Annotated in this window: 18 protein-coding genes and 2 pseudogenes; 17 read left to right on the plus strand and 3 right to left on the minus strand. The window is 41.3% G+C overall.

All coding sequences use genetic code 11. The features are described from left to right. The first annotated feature begins 113 nt into the window (after window positions 1–113). The 12 genes from BMI76_RS05540 to BMI76_RS05595 all read left to right on the plus strand — a co-directional run bounded on the left by BMI76_RS05540 (window position 114) and on the right by BMI76_RS05595 (window position 12450). On the plus strand, window positions 114–1547 hold the full coding sequence (locus BMI76_RS05540; RefSeq protein WP_075346596.1) for a 6-phospho-beta-glucosidase: 1434 nt from the start codon (window positions 114–116) through the stop codon (window positions 1545–1547). An 80-nt stretch (window positions 1548–1627) separates the two neighbouring features. Continuing rightward, window positions 1628–1963: a hypothetical protein gene (locus tag BMI76_RS05545; RefSeq protein WP_083623686.1), complete on the plus strand. Its 336-nt coding sequence runs from the start codon at window positions 1628–1630 to the stop codon at window positions 1961–1963. Window positions 1964–2314: 351 nt separating this feature from the next. Further along, window positions 2315–2632, plus strand: coding sequence for a PTS cellobiose transporter subunit IIB (locus BMI76_RS05550; protein WP_075346597.1), 318 nt, complete (start codon window positions 2315–2317; stop codon window positions 2630–2632). Between the two features lie 47 nt (window positions 2633–2679). Next, window positions 2680–4659, plus strand: a complete 1980-nt coding sequence (locus BMI76_RS05555; RefSeq protein WP_075346598.1) for a transcription antiterminator — start codon at window positions 2680–2682, stop codon at window positions 4657–4659. Between the two features lie 7 nt (window positions 4660–4666). Continuing rightward, entirely contained in the window at window positions 4667–4981 is a 315-nt protein-coding gene (locus BMI76_RS05560; protein ID WP_075346599.1) for a PTS cellobiose transporter subunit IIA, read from the plus strand. Window positions 4982–4993: 12 nt separating this feature from the next. Continuing rightward, complete coding sequence (locus tag BMI76_RS05565) at window positions 4994–5512, plus strand: hypothetical protein (protein WP_075346600.1); 519 nt, start codon at window positions 4994–4996, stop codon at window positions 5510–5512. Between the two features lie 14 nt (window positions 5513–5526). Then, entirely contained in the window at window positions 5527–6876 is a 1350-nt protein-coding gene (gene celB, locus BMI76_RS05570) for a PTS cellobiose transporter subunit IIC (protein WP_075346601.1), read from the plus strand. A 260-nt stretch (window positions 6877–7136) separates the two neighbouring features. After that, window positions 7137–7724, plus strand: coding sequence for a CDP-archaeol synthase (locus BMI76_RS05575; protein WP_075346602.1), 588 nt, complete (start codon window positions 7137–7139; stop codon window positions 7722–7724). Between the two features lie 254 nt (window positions 7725–7978). Then, complete coding sequence (locus BMI76_RS05580; protein WP_075346603.1) at window positions 7979–10036, plus strand: BglG family transcription antiterminator; 2058 nt, start codon at window positions 7979–7981, stop codon at window positions 10034–10036. Continuing rightward, on the plus strand, window positions 10029–10310 hold the full coding sequence (locus BMI76_RS05585) for a PTS sugar transporter subunit IIB (protein WP_075346604.1): 282 nt from the start codon (window positions 10029–10031) through the stop codon (window positions 10308–10310). Before BMI76_RS05580 ends, BMI76_RS05585 begins: the two co-directional genes overlap by 8 nt. Before the next feature lie 21 nt (window positions 10311–10331). Then, on the plus strand, window positions 10332–11711 hold the full coding sequence (locus tag BMI76_RS05590) for a PTS ascorbate transporter subunit IIC (RefSeq protein ID WP_075346605.1): 1380 nt from the start codon (window positions 10332–10334) through the stop codon (window positions 11709–11711). A gap of 19 nt (window positions 11712–11730) precedes the next feature. Further along, window positions 11731–12450 (plus strand): transaldolase, encoded by a 720-nt coding sequence (locus BMI76_RS05595; protein ID WP_075346606.1) that lies wholly within the window; start codon window positions 11731–11733, stop codon window positions 12448–12450. Window positions 12451–12577: 127 nt separating this feature from the next. Here BMI76_RS05595 and BMI76_RS10665 read toward each other — a convergent pair. Together BMI76_RS10665 and BMI76_RS05600 are read right to left on the minus strand one after the other, a co-directional pair. Further along, a pseudogene (locus BMI76_RS10665) lies at window positions 12578–12712 on the minus strand (ISL3 family transposase); the annotation flags it as partial. 42 nt (window positions 12713–12754) lie between these two features. After that, window positions 12755–12988, minus strand: a complete 234-nt coding sequence (locus tag BMI76_RS05600) for a hypothetical protein (protein ID WP_075346607.1) — start codon at window positions 12986–12988, stop codon at window positions 12755–12757. An 839-nt stretch (window positions 12989–13827) separates the two neighbouring features. Here BMI76_RS05600 and BMI76_RS05605 point away from each other — a divergent pair. After that, window positions 13828–14068 (plus strand): annotated as a pseudogene (locus tag BMI76_RS05605) (transposase); the annotation flags it as partial. Between the two features lie 17 nt (window positions 14069–14085). Here the strand turns inward: BMI76_RS05605 and BMI76_RS05610 are convergent. After that, entirely contained in the window at window positions 14086–15165 is a 1080-nt protein-coding gene (locus tag BMI76_RS05610; protein WP_075346608.1) for a Xaa-Pro peptidase family protein, read from the minus strand. 164 nt (window positions 15166–15329) lie between these two features. On the opposite strand from BMI76_RS05610, the gene ccpA reads away from it, so the two are divergent. The 4 genes from ccpA to BMI76_RS05630 all read left to right on the plus strand — a co-directional run bounded on the left by ccpA (window position 15330) and on the right by BMI76_RS05630 (window position 20604). Next, window positions 15330–16331, plus strand: coding sequence for a catabolite control protein A (gene ccpA, locus BMI76_RS05615; RefSeq protein WP_075346609.1), 1002 nt, complete (start codon window positions 15330–15332; stop codon window positions 16329–16331). A gap of 233 nt (window positions 16332–16564) precedes the next feature. Continuing rightward, the gene (locus BMI76_RS05620; protein WP_075346610.1) at window positions 16565–18028 is read left to right on the plus strand and encodes an alpha-amylase; all 1464 of its coding nucleotides are present in this window, start codon (window positions 16565–16567) and stop codon (window positions 18026–18028) included. A 241-nt stretch (window positions 18029–18269) separates the two neighbouring features. After that, entirely contained in the window at window positions 18270–19268 is a 999-nt protein-coding gene (locus BMI76_RS05625) for a glycosyltransferase family 4 protein (protein WP_075346611.1), read from the plus strand. 1 nt (window position 19269) lies between these two features. Beyond that, window positions 19270–20604, plus strand: coding sequence for a glycosyltransferase family 4 protein (locus BMI76_RS05630; RefSeq protein WP_075346612.1), 1335 nt, complete (start codon window positions 19270–19272; stop codon window positions 20602–20604). Window positions 20605–20847: the final 243 nt, after the last annotated feature.

Genomic DNA, 20847 nt, shown 5'->3' on the forward strand with positions numbered 1-20847 from the left:
GATGCAGCTGCAAATGACAATTTCCTTAGCCTTTAAGGAAATTTTCTCTATGGTTAATATTGAAACCGTTTGCTAAAATAGAAATAAACTAAACGATTATAGGAGGCAAAATTATGTCTAAATTACCTGAAAATTTTCTCTGGGGCGGTGCAGTTGCTGCCCATCAGCTGGAAGGCGGCTGGCAGGAAGGCGGCAAGGGAATTTCTGTTGCTGATGTGATGACAGCAGGCCGACACGGCGTTCCGCGGGAAATCACAGACGGTGTTCTGCCGGGGAAATATTATCCTAACCATGAGGCTATTGACTTTTATCATCATTACAAGGAAGATATCAAGCTCTTTGCGGATATGGGCTTTAAATGTTTTCGGACGTCCATTGCCTGGACGCGCATCTTTCCTAAGGGAGATGAGACTGAGCCCAATGAAGCAGGACTGCAGTTCTACGATGACCTTTTTGACGAATGTCTCAAATATAAGATTGAACCGGTTGTGACCTTGTCGCATTTTGAGTTGCCTTATCATCTGGTGACCGAATACGGCGGCTTTACCAACCGCAAAGTCATTGATTTCTTTGTTCGCTTTGCAGAGGTTTGCTTCCGTCGTTACAAAGACAAGGTCAAATACTGGATGACCTTCAATGAAATCAATAACCAAGCCAACTATCAAGAGGATTTTGCCCCTTTTACCAATTCAGGCATTGTCTACAAAGAAGGCGATGACCGTGAAGCCATCATGTACAAGGCTGCGCACTATGAATTGGTAGCGTCTGCGCGTGCTGTAAAAATTGGCCATGCGATTAATCCTGATTTGCAGATTGGCTGTATGATTGCCATGTGCCCGATCTATCCGGCAACCTGCAAGCCATCTGATGTGCTGATGGCGCAAAAAGCCATGCAGAAACGCTATTATTTCACAGATGTCCATGTGCATGGCTATTATCCAGAACACATCCTAAAATACTGGGAACGTAAAGGCATTACCGTTGATGTGACAGAAGAAGACAAGGCTGACTTGCTGGCTGGTACGGTAGACTATATCGGCTTTAGCTACTACATGTCCTTTGCCATTGACAGCCATCGTCCAAACAATCCGCACTATGACTATCTGGAAACAGAAGACCTAGTCAAAAATAACTATGTCAAAGCGTCTGAATGGGACTGGCAAATCGACCCCGAAGGTCTGCGCTATGCGCTCAACTGGTTTACCGACATGTACCACCTGCCGCTCTTTATCGTAGAAAATGGCTTTGGGGCGATCGACCAAGTGGCAGAAGATGGTATGGTGCATGATGACTACCGCATTGACTATCTGGCAGCCCATATCAAGGAGATGATCAAAGCTGTTGATGAAGACGGTGTTGACCTCATGGGCTACACGCCTTGGGGCTGTATTGACCTTGTTTCTGCCGGAACTGGTGAAATGCGTAAACGCTATGGCTTCATCTATGTGGATAAGCACGATGACGGTTCAGGAACTTACGCTCGTTCACCAAAACTGTCCTTTGACTGGTACAAGAAAGTCATCGCTTTAAACGGTGAGAACTTGTAATATATTAGTTGGCAGGAATAATAAGCGGGAGGCATGGGGAAAAGGGTTCATAGCTGTTAGAAGAAAGTCAGGTGAATTTTATGTGGAATACTGTTCTAGAAATTTTATCTGCAATTGCTATTATGGCTTTGTTATTCTATCTTATTTTGAAGGTGAGAAAGAAAACCATAACTCCTACCTATCAAGGTAAAAATGGCAAGCCGGCCAGCACTTACTTTATTAGTTTTAAGGGAGTTGAGAAACCGAATATTCGTCAAAATCAGAATATTATGGCTGTTTTAGCGATTAAATTTGAAACTCCCGACGGCTTTGCAGTAGCCTCAACAATCAATGATGTCAAATTACGGGAATTACTCGTGCAGGAATATCAACTGAAGCTTAAAAATGTTATCGTAACTTTCCGTCAGTTGGTATAGATTGTTTAGCAGGCCTGATGCTGAGCTATTTGACCGCTGTCCATGTAAAGGGCAGCTTGATGAGCTTATTTTATTTCAAGATTATAGAGCCGGGCAGTTAAGCCCGGCTTTATAGTTATGCAGCTGAAACATTTTGCTTCAGGCAGGTAGGAAGAAAGCAGCAGCTCCTTGAAGAAAAGATTACAGCAGCCAAGCTTTCCGCCTATTCTTAGTTCATTTGCCGATCATTACGGAAAAGATAATTATTAAGGTAGAGTTATTTCCGTAATGATACGGAAATATTATCCATGGATAATGTAAACGAATACAAATATAATAGAGTTACAGAAAAAATATTTGGAGGAAACAATTATGGCAAAACAAGCTTTAATTATCTGTGCAGGAGGCATGTCATCTTCGATGATTGCTAAAAAAACGATGGCTCTTCTTCAGGAACAAGGTGAAGATATTGAAATGGATGCAGTCGGCGTTCCGGAAGGACAAAAACGCATTGAGGCAGATAAATACAATCTTTATCTTGTAAGTCCTCAAACAAAAATGAACTTCAAACAGCTGGCAGATGCGGCTGAAAAGAAAAACAAACCAATCGTGCAAATTCCGCCGCAAGCCTATATTCCAATCCCTATGGGAATCGAAAAAATGGCACAGCTGGTTAAAGATAATATCTGAAATGGCGGCAGTATAGTTATTCCTAGAGCAGAATAAGGAGGGTAATTATGCTAGGTCAAAAGGAAAAGGTGATTGTCAATTATTTATCTCAGCACCGAGACCGATTTGTGACGAGTAAAGAATTGGCTGAGCATTTGTCCTGTTCAGATCGAACAGCCCGAACCTATATTAAGTCTCTCATGGCTTATTCGCCACAGGATACCGGTATCAAAATCATTGCTAAACAGGGCTATGGCTATCAAATGCAGGTCACTGATGAGCAAAAGTATCTGTCCTTTCTTTCGGACAATCATTTGGATCAAATCAGAGAAATGATTGATATCACTGACAGGCATAATTACATTTTAAATAAACTTATTTTTGAACAAGATAAAATCTTCTTTGATGACCTGATGGATCAGCTCTATGTCAGCCGTTCTACGCTGTCTTCGGATTTCAAAAAAATCAGAAAAGAACTGATGAAATACGATTTAAATATCGAAAGCAGAGCTAATAAGGGAGTTTTTGTCAAAGGAAGTGAGCACGACAAAAGACGGTTCATCATGGATTATTTTTTCAGCGGTCACTTCCTTAAAAATCTGCATCAGTATGTGGGTGATGAATTCTTCAATCTTCCCATCAGTTTTGAAGAGCTGACGATTATTGTTCTTGATGAATGCCGCAGTGAAAACTTAAAACTGTCGGATTTTATGATTCAAAATCTGGTTGTTCACATTGCCCTTGCTATCAAACGGGTTAAGGACGGCTTCGACCTCTCTCCCCTTGCTATTGATGACGAGAAATTCCATAAAGAAATTACAGTAGCCGGACGCATCTTAAAGAGAATTCAAAACCGCATGGAGCTGAATTTCCCAAGAGAAGAAGTGAACTATATCGCTTTGCACCTGCTGGCTCAGAAAAATGACGATCAGCATGCAGAATCTAAGGACAGCAATAAGCTCTTGCGCCATGATCTGACGGAGGCTCTTGAAAACATTGACAGCCGTTACGGTTATCATTTTGCAGCTGATTTCACCCTGATTGAGGGGCTTTTGGTTCATTTGGAAGTGTTAGCAGAGCGTTTGGCGATTGATGTTCATCTGGACAATCCGCTGCTGGGGGAAATCAAGGAGCAGTACAGCCAGGCCTTTCATTTGACCCAAAAACTGCTGGAAGATTTGGCGGCTTTTGCAGCTTACCGTTTATCTGACGATGAAATCGCCTACATTACACTTCATTTGATGGCGTCTTTAGAACGGCAGTGCGAAGAAAACAAATTAAATGTCTTGGTCATCTGTGCAACCGGCTATGGCAGCGCTCAAATGCTGAACAACCGGCTTAATAATGAACTGAGCCCCTATATCAACGTTGCAGATGTTATCGGATATTATGATATCAGCGATGATAAGCTGCAGGGAATTGATCTCATCGTTTCTTCAATTGATTTGTCGCATTTAGTTTTTAGTGTTCCTGTCCTGACAGTCAGCGTCTTTTTAAAAGAGGAAGAAGTGGCTAAGATTAAGGAAAAAATAATAGCCCTTCAGCCATCTTCTAAAAAAATAGACAAACCTAAGGATAACCTTATCTTAGAGCAGGTCTTCGATGACTATTTTTCAGAGCGCTATTTTCAGATCTTTGACAGTGCTGACAAGGAAGAACTCTTGGCATCCATGGTGAATTCCCTCAATGATAAGCAAGACGCCTGCTACGCCAAATCAATGCTTGATTTAGTTCATCGCCGTGAGGAGATGAGTACCGTGGCATTCAGCGATGTGATTGCCGTGCCTCATCCAATCAAGGCGATTGATAAGCACCATAAAATTGCAGTAGCTATTATTAAACATGGGATTGACTGGGATGTTCATTTTAGCAATGTTCAGCTAGTCTTTCTGGTGTCACCGTCTGTCTATGAAAATGAGGGACTGGCTGCTATTACAAATAAGATTGTTGACTTGACGGATCAGCCCAAGCTGCAGGAGCAGCTGCTTGCAAGCGAGTCATTCACAGCGTTTAGGAAGGTTTTTTTATCTGAACATAAGGAAGGATAGGAATTTTATGGATACAGAAGAATTACAGGTTGCAGCTTTTGAAATTATTTTAAATTCTGGCAATGCGCGTTCAATTGTTCACGAAGCATTTGAAGCCATGCGTGCCGGCAATTACGCCCTAGCTGAGCAAAAGCTTGAAAATGCAAATGATGAGATGCTTAAGGCCCATCAGGCGCAGACCGATCTTTTGCAGAAATATGCCGGCGGAGTTGAGATTAAAATCGAAATCATCATGGTTCACGCTCAGGATCACCTCATGACAACGATGACCCTGAGAGAAGTGGCACTTGAAATGCTGGAATTGTATAAGAAGGTAAATTAGAAAGGAACTGGGATGTCTAAACAATTGGACAAAGAGTCAAAAAGGACAGATAATCAGCAGCTAAAACAAAAGATGAGACTAAAAAATAATCTGTTTTCACGCTACTTGCTGTTTCGATACAGTCTGGCTTTATTTTTCTTTGTGAATCTTTATTGGCTACTTTCTCAGGTTTACAGACCGAGCGTCTACCTCATTTTACCAGTGATTCTGCTGTTTTTGATTATTGCAGCCTGTGCTGAGCAGTTTAAACTTTACGGAGCTAAGGAGGTTTATCTTGAACAGACTAAGCGGGCTTTCAAAATTCAAATCAGTGTAGAGTTGTTGCTGCTGGCTGTTACGATGATACCTCGGCAGCTACCAGCGGCTGTTCCTTTCTTTTCAAATACTGTGTCAGCCCACATATTTTTTGCCCTAGCACAGCTTCTTGGTTTGCTTATCTGCTGGTATAATCTCAGGCGTATCAGACAAATCAATAATAACGAAGACAAATTTTACAGTCGTTTTCATAATCATATTGAAAAGTATATTTAATGGAGGAAAAATTTATGGATGAACAAAAAGGATTGTTTGGTTTTCTGGACAAGTATCTCATGGGTCCAATGAGCATTATTGCGCAGTATAAAATTGTCCGAGCCATTACAGCAGCAGGGATGGCTGTTGTACCATTTACTATTGTTGGCTCTATGGTCTTAGTTTTTAGTGTTTTGCCGGTTTCGTTTTCTTTCTTGCCTGTGATCAAAGATATTTTCGCAGCTTCATTTGATAAATTTACAGCCCTATATATGATTATTAATTACGCAACTATGGGCTCTTTATCACTCTATTTTGTCTTAACTATGGGTTATGAATTGACAAAAATTTATGCGGAAGAGGAAGAGTTAAATATGAATCCTCTAAACGGTGCCCTGCTTTCTCTTTTTGCCTTTTTGATGACTGTTCCTCAAGTTGTATTTAATAAAGGATCAATGTCAGCTGTTAGCCAACTTAAAAAAGGAGCAGTTATTGCAGATGGCTGGGCTGTCAGCAATGGAGTTACTCGTTTTGGTACAACAGGAATCTTCACCGCTATTATTATGGGGGTTCTGACTGTTTATCTCTATCGTTTATGTATTAAGCGCAATTGGGTCATTAAAATGCCAGAGGCTGTTCCGGAAGGAGTGTCCCGTGGTTTCACCGCCTTGGTACCGGGATTTGTGATTGGTTTTGCCGTCATTATTCTTAATGGTATCTTTATTATGCTTGGAACAGATATTTTTGAAGTTATCTCTATTCCGTTTAGCTTTGTACGGAATTTAACCGGTACCTGGATTGGTATTATGATTATTTATCTCTTAACACAGGCTCTTTGGATTGTAGGGATTCATGGTGCTAATATTATCTTTGCCTTTGTTAATCCGATTGCACTTGCTAATATGGCTAGTAATGCTCAGGAAGGAACGCGTTATATTGTTGCAGGTGAGTGGTCTAATATGTTTGTTATCGCCGGCGGATCCGGTGCTACTCTGGGGCTTTGTATTTGGTTAGCTAGCCGTGCTAAATCGGAACAATTAAGTGCTATTGGTAAAGCTTCAGTTGTTCCAGCTATCTTCAATATTAATGAACCGCTTATTTTTGGGATTCCAATTATCTATAATCCAGCATTGGCAATTCCATTTATCTTGGCGCCTATGACTTCCGCAACGCTTTATTATCTCGCTATGAAGTTGGATTTGATTAAGGCAGTGTTTGCTAATGTTCCGTGGCCAACTCCAGTTGGTATTGGAGCATTCATCGGTACAGGAGACTGGAGAGCCATCATTTTGGCCTTGATCTGTGCTTTAGCTGCTTTCCTTGTTTACTATCCATTTATTAGAAATTACGATAGGAAATTGGTTAAAGAAGAGCAAGGTGCTTAATAATCAATAACCTAACCCAAGTAGGGTTAGGTTATTTCAGTACAGTTAAACGTTTTAATTCATCAGAGTTAGAACGTTTTTCTATCGGAATATAAAAACAGATATTTTGTTTGTATGTCCAGAATCATTTTGGTTTTTTGACTAATATAAAAATGTGACTTCCTGAGTACTTATTATTTTCCTCATTTTCCCAGCACGTCTCTGTTCCACTTTGCTAAGAATGTGCTATAATAAGCTTATACGAAAAGAGGAGAGACCTTTTGAAGACAATAGCGATGATGTATGTGACCCTTTTGCCTGTGATTTTTGCTTGGGTTGCCAATAAATTTTTTTGTAAATCTGACTTCCTGGCTTGGATCGATGAGCCCATTGACGGCGGTCTCAAAAAGTCTGACGGCAGACGTTTTTTAGGCCCCAATAAAACGTGGAAGGGCTTCTGGGGGATGATTGCTCTGACTGCCTTTTTTCAGATTATTTGGGGGCTGTTTTTGGGGATCATTCCGCATTTTCTTTCCCTGTCTTTGGTCGCTGATTACCACAATGACATTTTCTTCAATCTTTTTTTTGGTTTTCTTCTGGGCAGTGCTTACGCTCTTTGTGATCTGCCCAACAGTTTCTTCAAGCGCCGCTTCAATATCTCTGCCGGACAGGAAGGTCAGGGCAATGCCAGATGGGTTTTCCTTGTCTTAGATTATGCGGTTCCTTTTGTTGGCTCTATTGCTGTAATTGCTCTTTTTAGTCCCATGACTTTTTCTTATTATGTTGGCTATGTGCTTTTAGCTGCTGTAACTGTTTTTGCGGTTAATGGCCTTCTTCAATTTATTGATATGAAAAGAAAACGGCACTAATCATCGCAAACGGAATAATTCTAAATAAAGAAATTATATCAAACGAACCTGGGGTATCATTGCCCTAGGTTCGTTTTTTTCACTTCTTGATGAGAGCAGGACAGGCGCCATGATTGCGGAGCTGTTCTGTTTTTTATTTGCGCCTGATATAGGTCAGCCCAATTCAAAGGAAAAAGCGGAGACCGAAATTGTGCTCAAAACAAATTGAAAATGACAGCGCTTCCTTATATACTGGAACCATAGGAGGAATTGAAATGTTATCCAATGAGCTCATTAAAAAATTTCAAGTCTTTTCTAAATACCCTAATGGTTCTTTTAATGAATTTGAATATATATTAAAAACCAACAGAAAGTCTTTGCTTGCAGATATTGCCAGAATAAATGATGTCCTGCAAAAATACGCTTATGACCTCATTGAGGTGAAAGAGGACCGTCTCTTGGTTCCCAATGTTTCCATGACAGAATTATTGGAGCGCATGTTTCCTGATTTTGAGGATTACTTCTTTCAAGAAGAGCGGCAGGATATGATTATTTTGTACCTTTTGCTCCGGCAGAACTTTATTTCCAATTATCATTTACAGTATTTGCTTAGGGTTAGCAAGAATTCTGTTTTGACGGATTTAAAGGGTGTCAGAAGTAAGCTGGCTTCCTTTCAGATTGACTTGCATTATACCAGGAAAAAAGGTTATTTTCTTGAAGGGGGTGGTTTACAGCTAAGAAAGCTCCTGGAGAATACCATTGCTCAGCTGCTTTCTTTTAACAGCGGCAAGTGGCTGATTCAGTATATTGCTGTTAATTGCCAGATAAAGCTGGATATTACAGCAATTGCTTCAGTTCTTATCGCCCTTGGGAAACAGTATAATGTTTATTTCATTTCAGAAAAGACCAATGAAGTCTGCTATTTGATCGCTTTTTTAAATCACTTATCCTTGAAGTCTGATATGCCGCATGATTGGGATAAATTGGAGCAGATTTCTCAGACAGCTGTGGGGCATTTAATCCAGGATTTGTTCAAGGCCTTTCCCAATTTGTCAGAAGAAAAATGGTTTGTGACTTCTCGTATTGTCGGCTGTGTACAAGGGGATTATTTTGATTTTCCGGATGAGACGGTTACTGCCATTATGTCGGATATCATTGATTTGGTAAAGGTTAATACCGGTCTGACTTTTCAGGATTCTGTGCAGTTTCGCAAGAACTTGTACACGCATCTTCTGCCAGCCTACTACCGTCTCTTGTTTGATATTGTTTTAGTCAACCCTTTGAAATCGCAGATTATGTCAGACTACCGTTCCTTATTTTACTTGGTTAAGAAGAGTCTGACACCCTTGGCAAAGAGTGTTGGCAAGGCTGTCAGTGATGATGAAGTAGCCTATTTTACCATTCATTTTGGCGGCTATTTGACAGCCAAGCAGACCCAAACCAAAAGGCAGCTGACAGCACTATCTGTCTGTCCAAATGGCATCAGCTCATCTTTGATCATGCAGTCAGAACTCAAGCAGCTCTTTCCCAAAATGACTTTTCAGGAAATTCATCAGCTGGATAAGATTAAAAACATTGACTTGACCAGCTACGACCTTATTTTTTCATCGGTCTACTTTGATAATCTCAAACCAGTGTATGTAATCCAGCCCTTGATGAATCCTATTGAAAAAATGATTTTGAAAAAAAGAGTCTGTGAAGATTTTCAGTTATCCATTGATGATGGTATTTCTATAGAAGAATTGCTGGCTGTTATTGAAAAACATACCACAATCCATGATAGATTATCACTGATTAATGATTTATCAAATTATATTATCGGAGCAAAGCAAATAGAAGAGATAGGAGGATTAGGATTATTGGATTTATTAACGATTGATTTGATCCAGCAGGCGGATACTGCTGGAGACTGGAAAGATGCTATCAGAATGGCGGCTCAGCCCTTGCTTGAACAGCAGTATATTAAACCAGCCTATATTGACGGCATGATTGAATCTGTTAATAAGCTGGGAGCTTATATTGTTTTGGCTCCTAAGGTTGCAGTGCCGCATGCTTCTCCTGATTATGGTGTCAATAAAGTGGGCATTAGCCTCTTGCAGTTAAAGGAGCCGGTTGATTTTGATTTGGAAGCAGAAGGAGATGAGGATAGGCAGGTTCAGCTAATATTTGTCCTTGCAGCGGCTGATTCCACAGCGCATTTAAAAGCCTTGCAGCAGCTTGCCATGGTTTTGGAAGATGAAGAGGCCATTGAAAAACTGATTGCTGCTAAGGATAAGGCGGCGATTTTGACAATTATCAGTCAAACAATTGAGGAAGGAGAAGAGGATGATTAAAGTTGTAACAGTTTGCGGAAATGGTATTGGCAGCAGTTTGCTTTTACGGATGAAGGTTGAAGCTATCGCTAAATCCTTAGGCATTGAAGTGGAAGCAGAGTCTTGTGATTCAAATGCGGCAGTTGGCAAGGGTGCAGATTTGTACGTCACCGTAAAAGAATTTAAAGATATTTTTCCTCCAGAGGCAAACGTCTGCATTGTTAAAAGTTACACCAATCGCAAGAAAATTGAAGAAGATTTAGTTCCTGTTTTACAAGAAATGAATCAGTCATGATAAAGTTGAGGTAGAAATAAAATGGAAGCAGTGTTAACCTTTTTACAAAATATTTTAAGTGAACCAGCATTCCTGATGGGCTTAATTGCCTTTGTTGGTTTAGTCGCCATGAAGACACCCAGTCACAAAGTGCTGACTGGAACATTGGGTCCTATTTTAGGTTATTTGATGCTGTCAGCTGGTGCCACTGTCATTACGGACAACCTGTCGCCTTTGGCTGCTTTAATTGAACACGGGTTTCATATCACCGGGGTTGTGCCCAATAATGAAGCCGTCACTTCCGTAGCTCAAAAGGTACTGGGTGTGGAAACCATGTCCATTTTGATTGTTGGTCTGTTGCTAAATTTAGCCTTTGCCCGTTTTACGCGCTTCAAGTATATCTTTCTGACAGGACATCACAGTTTTTTCATGGCCTGTCTCCTGTCAGCGGTTTTAGGAGCCATGAAGTTTAGCGGTTTAACTTTAGTCATCATCGGCGGTTTTCTTCTGGGTGCCTGGTCAGCCATTTCACCGGCTATCGGACAAAAGTACACGCTGAAGGTTACCGACGGTGATGAAATTGCCATGGGACATTTCGGCAGTCTGGGCTATTATCTGTCCGCCTGGATTGGCAGTAAGGTTGGTAAAGGCAGCAAGGGGACAGAAGACCTGCAAATTTCTGAAAAGTGGAGTTTCCTGCGCAATACGACCATTTCCACAGGTTTGATTATGGTCATCTTTTATGTGATTGCCACAATTGCTTCCTTGCTAAGAGGCGGCTCCGTTGTCGCAAAATTGGCTGATGGCAAAAATCCTTTTATCTTTGCTGTTCTCAGCGGTTTAACCTTTGCAGTAGGTGTTGCGATTGTCTACGCAGGTGTTCGTATGATTTTGGCTGATTTAATTCCAGCCTTTCAGGGTATCGCTTCAAAACTGATTCCCAATGCGGTTCCGGCGGTTGACTGTGCGGTATTCTTCCCTTATGCGCCAACAGCAGTTATTATTGGTTTTGCTTTTAGTTTCCTGGGCGGCCTGGTCGGGATGTTTATTTTAGGTGCCATTGGCGGTGTTCTTATTATTCCTGGTATGGTTCCTCATTTCTTCTGCGGAGCAACGGCAGGTATTTTCGGCAATTCAACAGGAGGCCGCCGCGGTGCGGTAGTCGGTTCATTTGTCAATGGTTTGCTGCTGGCCTTTCTGCCGGCCATGGTCTTGCCGGTTCTGGGGAAATTAGGCTTTGCTAATACGACCTTTGGCGACGTTGACTTTGGTGTCTTTGGCATTGTTCTGGGGCGTGTCGGCGAATGGATTGGCCAAGTCGGTATTTACATCATTGTCATCTTGTTTGCGATTGCCTTGCTTTTGCCATCGCTTGTAAGCAAATCAAAAGAAGCTCTAAACAATCAGTACGAAGAAGAATAAATTATCCTAGGAGGGTACCATGTCACAAGAATTATCAGTTAAAGTTTTCTCAGATGGTGCTGTTTTAGAAACCATGCTAAAGGATCTTAAATCAGGTCTGGTAACTGGTTTTACCACAAATCCCAGCTTGATGAAAAAGGCAGGCATAACAAGCTATATTGGCTTTGCTAAAGCAGCTTTAAAGGAGATTAGGGATTATCCAGTGTCTTTCGAAGTATTTGCAGATGATTTAGACACAATGGAAAAAGAAGCAGAAAAAATTGCTTCTTTGGGTGAAAACATTTATGTCAAAATCCCTGTTACTAATTCCAAAGGCCAAACAACTCTTCCGCTCATCAGAAAACTGTCGCAAAAAGGAATAAAATTAAATGTAACAGCTATTTTCACCCTCAAACAAACGCAGGCTGTGGTTGATGCTTTGCAAGCAGGTGTGCCGGCGATAGTTTCTATCTTTGCCGGACGGATCGCTGACACAGGCGTAGATCCTTTACCAATCATGGCAGCAGCGCTGGCGATTTGTCGGACCAAGGAGGCTGTTGAACTGCTGTGGGCAAGCCCTCGCGAAACTTTCAACATTTATCAGGCTGATCGCTTGGGTGTTGATATTATTACCTGTACGTCAGATTTAATCGCAAAATTAGCCTTAAAAGATAAAGATTTAACGGAATATTCACTGGAAACAGTGCAGATGTTCCTGCGGGACAGCACCAGCCTAGGCTTTAAAATTTTAGAAGATTGATGAAGTCAAGGCAGTAAGAGTGACAATGGCTGCCAGAGCTGCTACAGTTTCTGTTGCCATAAACATAAAAGCCTATCATCTTAGTGGAGCATGTTGCCCCAAGATGATAGGCTTTTTTGGCTCATTGTCAACTGTAGTGAGTGACTGATAAGGAACAACGAGAGAGGACCAGATTGGTCTTCTCTTTTGTTAGGTTCCAAGCGAGGAAAATGCGTTTTTTAAAGTTGTCAAAGTTCCGATAGCCAAAGCCATCGAATTTAATGTCACTGTGTTCATAGTATTTTTCCTTCCTGTTACAAGGATATCAGACAAAATCTTTATGGGATAATAGTCCTATTACTATTTTTATAAAAACAATCCAAGCATAGATGGTTGCTAAAATTTCCATAATCCCAAAAATGAGGAATAAATTTCCATCAATTACTTCATACTTGCGAAGACGGCTTAGTATAACCAGGCTGAGGACATAGATTACTATAAAAACGAAAGTATTTTTAGACATGGTTGTATGTTCAGTCAGTTTTAAATTCAGTTTCATACTTCCTCCATAAAAATATTTTTAGCCAAACAGTCTTAGACTGAGGATATTCTCCTAGTAAAACTATTCTTCAAATCATTATCGTTTATTTAGAGTATACACATATTCCCCCTTCTTTGTCCCTCTGCTAAATATCCATCTTGGTCTGTGATCGTTTCTTAATAAACCTTCATACTATTTTCACAGTGTGGTCATGTCTTGAAAAATTTTATAAAAATTTACGCTTTTATTTTAACGCTTAGGATTTTCTTAAGCAAGGGGTCTTGGTCTAAATTAATATTATTTAACAAGTCTGATGCGAAAATTCAAAGAAAAAAAGATTCTGACAATTTATGTGGAATATGAGAAAAATATCCCTCTAACTATTCCGATTTTTAATTAAGTGAGCTAATAAATCTGGTCATGCAAAAAGACTGAGAAACTGAATAGCTCCCTGTCAAGTGGACAGTGAAATAATAAACGATCAAGCAATGGCCTTGTTCCTCATTTCAAGAGGGGCAAGGCCGTTGTGCTTCTCTTTTTGATAAGTGGATCAGACAGACTAAAACAACTGGTTCTTTTAAAACTGCAGATAATCTAACGGATGAACAGCGTGAGCTCATCGCGCTTAGAAAAACACTTTATAATTTTTGTTCAGAAAACTGTTGTCTTTTCAATGGAACACCTGAAGAGTACACAGATTTAAGCAGATGGAAAAATAAAAACATCAAAATTTTGTTTATCTTACACCATCAAACCCATATCGAAATACAAGCTAGATTATTAAGCGCCTGTCTGCCCACACTGTTAGGAAAACATGTTCAAATATGATTTTTAGAAAGCCTAACCCCCTATCTTTATTTTCAACTGTCTTTAGAACCTTCTTAAACACAAGGCTTATATCACTAAGGCCCTTGAATATCCTTATTTCAATGCCAAGCTGGAGGCAACCAACAAGCTCATCAAAGATATCAAACGTCAAGCTTTGGCTTTCGAAACTTCAACAATTTCAAAACGAAAATTCTCATTGCTTTAAACATCACAAAAGAGAGAATCCATTTGATTCTCTCGTGCTTAATTATAAGTCCCCACTACAGTTGACAAGGAGCCTCAAAATATTAGAAATACAGCAATTCTTTAGGTGTTTTAGTAAAGACTTCAAAGCCGTTTTTGGTGACATGACCGCAGTCTTCAATACGCACACCGACTTTTTCAGGAATATAGATACCGGGTTCAACAGAAAAACACATGCCCTCTTCCAGGATCAGATCATTGCCGGCCATGATAGAAGGAAATTCGTGGACGCTCATACCGATACCGTGGCCCAGTCTGTGATTGAAGTATTCTCCGTATCCGGCTTTTTCGATGACTGAACGGGCAGCAGCATCGACCTGAGCAGCAGTGACACCGGGTTTGATAAAATCAAGAGCTGTCAGCTGAGCTTCCAAGCAGATATTATAGATGTCCTTTTTGAACTGATCAGGCTGGCCGACAGCGACTGTACGGGTCATGTCGCTGACATAGCCGCTGCTTTCCACACCAAGGTCAAAGAGCAGCAGATGATTGTTTTCGATCTTATTAGTACCAGGGATGCCGTGAGGATTAGCGGCGTTCTTGCCTGTCAGCACCATGGTTTCAAAGCTCATCTTATCGACGCCCAGCTTTTTCATTTGAAATTCAATTTGGGCGATGATGTCTGTTTCGGCAGCATTAAGGGAAATACTGTCAAAACCAATTTGAACAGCCTTGTCTGCCAGCTCTCCGGCTTTTAATAATTTTTGGATTTCATCGGCCGATTTAATCAGGCGCATGCGGTTCATAAAGGGGGTCAAATCAGTAAACTGTCCGGAAAAGATGCTTTCGAGTCCCTTAAACTTGGTGACATTAAGATGATCAAATTCCAGTGCAACCTTTGAGTAGTCAGTTTTGGTTAGTGATGTCTTAATCTTTTCCCAAGGATTTTCCGAATCAATATAGCCAAGAACCGGGAAATCAATGAGATTTTTGGCTCTGGCGGCATCAAGCTCAGGTAAAAAGAGCAGAGGGTCTTTATCTGCAAATAAAAAGAGCAGCATGAGCCGTTCGTGCGGGTCGCTGTAAAAACCTGTGAGATAGCTGATGGAAACAGGATCAGACAGGACAGCTGCAGCAGTTCCTTCCTGCCTGAGCGCTTGAATTAATTGTGCTTGTTTGGACATATAAAAACCTTCTTTCGCCTTCTATTCTTTCAAAAAAGCACAAAAAAATCAAGTTTATGCTAAGTTTTTCATAAAACTTGCACTCTTATACTTGAAAGTGTTTTCAAATAGTGCTAGAATAGCATTGGAAGCGTAATTTTCAAAGTAGAAAGGATGATGCAAGGATGAACACAGACGACACTATCACTATTTACGATGTTGCCCGGGAGGCCGGAGTATCTATGGCGACGGTCAGCCGCGTTGTAAATGGCAATAAAAATGTAAAAGAAAATACTCGGAAAAAAGTTCTGGAAGTCATTGACCGTCTGGATTACAGGCCCAATGCTGTGGCGCGTGGTTTAGCGAGCAAAAAGACGACAACCGTCGGTGTTGTCATTCCTAATATTGCCAATGCTTATTTTTCAATCTTGGCTAAGGGAATTGACGATATTGCGACGATGTATAAATATAATATTGTTCTTGCTTCAAGCGATGAGGATGATGACAAGGAAGTCAATGTCATTAATACCTTATTTGCAAAGCAGGTAGATGGTATTATCTTTATGGGACACCATCTGACCGAAAAGATCCGTGCGGAATTTTCACGTTCGCGTACACCGATTGTGCTGGCAGGAACGGTTGACCTTGAGCACCAATTGCCAAGTGTTAATATTGATTATAAGTTGGCTGCTCAAAATGCTGTTGACTTACTGGCTAAAAATCACGAAAAGATTGCCTTTGTATCGGGACCTCTTATTGATGATATTAATGGCAAGGTGCGCCTTTCCGGCTATAAGGAAGGGCTTAAGAATAATAAGCTCAGTTTCAAAGAAGGGCTTGTTTTTGAAGCACAGTATAAATATCAAGAAGGCTACAATCTTGCTCAGCGGGTTATTAATTCGGGTGCGACGGCTGCTTATGTTGCTGAAGATGAGCTGGCTGCCGGTCTTTTAAACGGTCTCTTTGCTGCCGGTAAAAAAGTACCGGATGACTTTGAAATTGTTACCAGCGATGATTCGGCCATTACTTCCTATACCCGTCCGAATCTGACTTCTATCAGCCAGCCTGTCTATGACTTGGGTGCTGTTGCCATGCGCATGCTGACCAAGATTATGAACAAGGAAGAATTGGAAGAAAAAGAAATTGTTCTTAACCACGGTATCAACCAGCGGGGAACAACCAAATAAGGAACGGCTAAAGGGCAAGAAACGCTGTTAACCGCGATAGAAGCAGCTTTTCTGCTTTACCGAAAATTATAACTTTTATAGGACCTTAATAAAATCTACAGAAAATGATGGGCTGCACATCTGAGAGTGTCCAAAAGCACTTGAGCAGTTACCTATCTCAATTAAGGACTACATTATCTCTGCAAGCAGTCTGGGAGTTATCTTCTGGACTCTTTTTATAAAAAGGAGCACTTATGACAAATGAAACAATGATACAGTATTTTGAATGGTACCTGCCGGATGACGGACAGCACTGGCAGCATTTAGCTCAGGATGCCCAACATTTAAGCGAAATCGGCATCAGCAAGGTGTGGATGCCGCCGGCTTTTAAGGGAACAGGCTCAAATGATGTTGGTTACGGCGTTTACGATATTTACGATTTGGGAGAATTTGACCAAAACGGAACCGTTCGGACCAAATACGGCACCAGGGAAGATTATTTAGAAGCTGTCAAAGCTCTCAAAGAACAAGGTATCATGCCGATTTCGGACATTGTTCTTAACCATAAGGCCAATGGCGATGCCAAGGAAAAATTTGAGGTAATCAAGGCCAATCCCAGCAACCGTCAGGAAAAAATTTCAGAGCCCTATGAGATTGAAGCCTGGACGCAGTTTAATTTTCCGGGACGGCAAAATGCCTACAGTGATTTCAAGTGGCACTGGTACCATTTTACCGGTGTAGACTACGATGCCCTGCATAATGAAACAGGTATCTACATGATTCTGGGGGACAATAAAGGCTGGGCCAATCAGGAAAATATTGATCAGGAAAACGGCAATTACGACTACCTCATGTATGATGACATTGACTTCAAACATCCCGAGGTAGCAGAGCATCTCAAATCCTGGGCCGGCTGGTTTTTGGAAACAAGCGGTGTCGGCGGTTTTCGCTTAGATGCTGTCAAGCATATCGATAAGCATTTTATGGCGGAGTTTATTGGTTATATTCGCGATCATTTTAAAGAAGACCTCTATGTCTTTGGGGAATATTGGAAGGACAGCAATTTTGATATTACCGACTATCTTAATGATACCGGACTTCAAATGGATCTCATTGATGTCATGCTGCACATGAATTTTTTTGAAGCCGGACAAAAGGGGGCAGATTTTAATTTAGCAACCATTTTAGATGACAGTCTCATGCAAAGCAATCCTGATTTTGCTGTCACCTTTGTGGACAATCATGATTCGCAAAGGGGACAGGCTTTGGAATCAACGGTTGCTGAATGGTTCAAGCCTTTGGCTTACAGTTTAATTCTGCTGCGCCAAGAAGGAACGCCCTGTGTTTTCTATGGCGATTATTACGGTATTTCAGGTGATTTCGCCCAGGAATCCTTCCAAACCGTTTTAGATAAGCTCCTTTATATTAGGAAATACCATGTCTACGGTCCGACTGAGAATTATTTTGATCATCCGAACTGTATCGGCTGGACCTGTCTGGGAGATGAGGAACACCCTGATGGTTTGGCTGTTGTCATGACCAACAGCGAGGCAGGCTGGAAGCATATGACCATGGGAGAAAATAATAAGAATAAAGTTTTTGTGGATTATCTGGGCAACTGTTCGGAAGAGGTTGTTTTAGATGATCAAGGCTGGGGCGATTTTCCTGTGCAGGCGGGTTCTGTATCTGCTTGGGTAAGTAAGGATGCTCACTCCTAATGCTATAAGGAAAAAGCGAGGACTAAGAGTCTGCGGCGATGATGCTCAAGTCTTTATCCTCGCTTTTTGCGGTCTTGTTTTTCAAGCTGTTTTCTTGTAGTAAAGTGCTTGAAAAGGCGGAGGATAGGCAGTTTTAGCCGCTTTATTTACAGATTTTTGGCAGGAACTGCAGCATAGCTGGTCAATTTGGTGCAGCAGCCGTCAGTGGCATCTCAAAAGATTTAGTGTTATAATTAGAAGCATGAAAGTTTTACTGTATTTGGAGGCAGAGCACTACCTGAGAAAATCAGGTATCGGCCGCGCCATCAAACATCAAGAGCGTGCCCTGACCTTAGCGGGAATTGAGTACACGACAAATCCAGAAGATGATTACGATCTTGTTCATATAAATACTTACGGTTTTAAAAGCTGGCGTCTAATGAGCCGTGCCAGAAAATCAGGCAAAAAGATTATTATGCACGGGCACTCGACCGAGGAAGACTTTAGAAATTCCTTTATCGGTTCCAATTTAGTGGCGCCGCTTTTTAGAAGATATCTTTGTCATTTTTATAAAAAAGCTGATGCCATCATTACTCCGACTCCTTATTCAAAGCGTTTGATTGCAGGATACGGCATTACAAAGCCCATCTATGCTGTTTCTAACGGTATTGATTTGGAGCGCTATGTGCCTAGCGAGGCCAAGGAAGAAGCCTTTCGCCGTTATTTTCAGCTGACAGGAGATGAGCAGGTGGTTATCTGCGCCGGCCTGTATTTTAAGCGTAAGGGGATTGAGGATTTTATCAGGGTTGCTGAGAGAATGCCGCATGTTCGCTTCATCTGGTTTGGGGAAACCAATAAATGGGTTATTCCCCATGATGTCAGAGCCATTGTTGCTAAAAACCACCCCCAAAATGTGACCTTTGCCGGCTATATTAAAGGGGATGTTTTTGAAGGAGCCATGAGCGGTGCGGATGCCTTCTTTTTCCCTAGTTTGGAAGAGACAGAAGGTATCGCTGTTTTAGAAGCTTTAGCTAGTCATCAGCATGTTATTCTCAGAGACATTCCAGTTTATGAAGGCTGGATAACGGACGAAGACGTTGAATTTGCGACTACAGCTGAAGGATTTGAAGAAGCTATTCAAAAAGTTCTTGATGGCCGCAGTCATAAAAAAGAAACTGGCTACAGAGTAGCTAGAAGCCGCAATATTGATAGAATAGCTCAGGAATTGGTCAGCGTTTATCAAAAAGTAATGGAGGAGTAGGATGCGTGTAGGTCTTTTTACCGATACTTATCTGCCGCAGATTTCAGGTGTTGCAACAAGTATCAAAATCCTGAAGGAAGAACTGGAAAAGCAAGGGCATGAAGTGTATATCTTTACGACGACTGATAAGCATGTGGGGCGTTATGAAGATCCAACAATCATTCGCCTACCTAGTGTTCCCTTTATTTCCTTTACGGATCGCCGAGTTGTGTATCGGGGACTTTTTGCGTCTTATAAAATTGCCAAGACCTACAAATTAGATATCATTCATACTCAGACAGAATTCAGCTTGGGGATTTTAGGAAAAATGGTCGGAAAAGCCCTGCGCATCCCGGTTATTCATACCTACCACACCCAGTATGAAGACTATGTCCGCTACATCGCCAACGGCAAGTTGATTCGCCCCAGCATGGTTAAATATATCATTCGCGGCTATCTAAGCGACCTTGACGGGGTTATTTGTCCCAGCCGCATTGCTCTGAATTTGCTGGATGGCTATTCTGTAAAAATTCCTAAGCGGATTATTCCCACAGGCATTGAGTTGAAAAATTATGAACGGCCGGATATCAGCCAAGATGATATTGATGCCCTGCGCCAAAAGTTAGGTCTTGCACCTGACGAAACGGTTCTTTTAAGTTTGTCCAGAGTATCCTATGAAAAAAATATTCAGGCTCTAATTCAAAATCTGCCAGACATTTTGACGGGAAATGCCAAGGTCAAGCTGCTTATTGTTGGAGACGGTCCTTATCTTGACGATTTAAAAAAGCAAGCTGAAGACTTGGCGGTTACAGATCATATTATTTTCACAGGAATGGTAGAGCCTGATGAAACAGCTCTTTATTACAAAGTTTCTGATTTCTTTGTCAGTGCCTCAACCAGTGAAACGCAAGGTCTGACCTATACTGAAAGTCTGGCCAGCGGTAAACCTATTATCGCTCAGGCTAATCCTTACCTTAATGATTTGATTACTGATAAGATGTTTGGCACCCTCTATCAAACCGAATCTGATTTGGTAGATGCTGTTTTAGATGCTATCATATCTACGCCAGCCAAAGATGACAAACTCTGGCAGAAAAAGTTGTACGAAATCTCTTCTGAGCATTTTGGAAAATCTGTTTTTGCTTTTTATCTGGACATGATTATTTCGAAAAAGGCTAAACAAAAGGAAAAACTGTCCTTGGCTGTTGAAGGCAACAGGACAGATACTTCTATCAAACTTGTAAAATCAACCATCAAACTTCCGGCTACTGCCCTTAAAAAGACTGCCAAGACATCCGTCAAGGTGGTTAAGGCTCCGGTTCGTCTGGTCAATGCTATTCGCGATTTTCTAGATTAGAGGCTTGAAAAACTAAGAAAACCTGCTATAATAAAGAGCGAAGACAAGTTTCTTGTGTCTGGTCTTCTAGCGAGCGCTTGGTCGGTGAAAAAGCGCAGGCCTATCAAGAAATACTCCTTCCTCGATTTTATGCAAACATAAAACGGTGGCTACGATATAGCCAATCTGAGGTGTCAACAAGCTTGTTTTGTTGTACACGAATGAAGGTGGAACCACGTTGCGACGTCCTTTTTAGGGCGGCGC

This window comes from Streptococcus sp. 'caviae' (assembly GCF_001937065.1).
Taxonomy (GTDB): domain Bacteria; phylum Bacillota; class Bacilli; order Lactobacillales; family Streptococcaceae; genus Streptococcus.

Coding starts and splice junctions, on each gene's coding strand:
- BMI76_RS05610 (WP_075346608.1), bottom strand. CDS start 15,165: ATGTCCAAACAAGCACAATTAATTCAAGCGCTCAGGCAGGAAGGAACT.
- BMI76_RS05580 (WP_075346603.1), top strand. CDS start 7,979: ATGTTATCCAATGAGCTCATTAAAAAATTTCAAGTCTTTTCTAAATAC.
- BMI76_RS05595 (WP_075346606.1), top strand. CDS start 11,731: ATGTCACAAGAATTATCAGTTAAAGTTTTCTCAGATGGTGCTGTTTTA.
- BMI76_RS05540 (WP_075346596.1), top strand. CDS start 114: ATGTCTAAATTACCTGAAAATTTTCTCTGGGGCGGTGCAGTTGCTGCC.
- ccpA (WP_075346609.1), top strand. CDS start 15,330: ATGAACACAGACGACACTATCACTATTTACGATGTTGCCCGGGAGGCC.
- BMI76_RS05630 (WP_075346612.1), top strand. CDS start 19,270: ATGCGTGTAGGTCTTTTTACCGATACTTATCTGCCGCAGATTTCAGGT.
- BMI76_RS05560 (WP_075346599.1), top strand. CDS start 4,667: ATGGATACAGAAGAATTACAGGTTGCAGCTTTTGAAATTATTTTAAAT.
- BMI76_RS05600 (WP_075346607.1), bottom strand. CDS start 12,988: ATGAAACTGAATTTAAAACTGACTGAACATACAACCATGTCTAAAAAT.
- celB (WP_075346601.1), top strand. CDS start 5,527: ATGGATGAACAAAAAGGATTGTTTGGTTTTCTGGACAAGTATCTCATG.
- BMI76_RS05555 (WP_075346598.1), top strand. CDS start 2,680: ATGCTAGGTCAAAAGGAAAAGGTGATTGTCAATTATTTATCTCAGCAC.
- BMI76_RS05545 (WP_083623686.1), top strand. CDS start 1,628: ATGTGGAATACTGTTCTAGAAATTTTATCTGCAATTGCTATTATGGCT.
- BMI76_RS05585 (WP_075346604.1), top strand. CDS start 10,029: ATGATTAAAGTTGTAACAGTTTGCGGAAATGGTATTGGCAGCAGTTTG.
- BMI76_RS05550 (WP_075346597.1), top strand. CDS start 2,315: ATGGCAAAACAAGCTTTAATTATCTGTGCAGGAGGCATGTCATCTTCG.
- BMI76_RS05565 (WP_075346600.1), top strand. CDS start 4,994: ATGTCTAAACAATTGGACAAAGAGTCAAAAAGGACAGATAATCAGCAG.
- BMI76_RS05620 (WP_075346610.1), top strand. CDS start 16,565: ATGACAAATGAAACAATGATACAGTATTTTGAATGGTACCTGCCGGAT.
- BMI76_RS05590 (WP_075346605.1), top strand. CDS start 10,332: ATGGAAGCAGTGTTAACCTTTTTACAAAATATTTTAAGTGAACCAGCA.
- BMI76_RS05625 (WP_075346611.1), top strand. CDS start 18,270: ATGAAAGTTTTACTGTATTTGGAGGCAGAGCACTACCTGAGAAAATCA.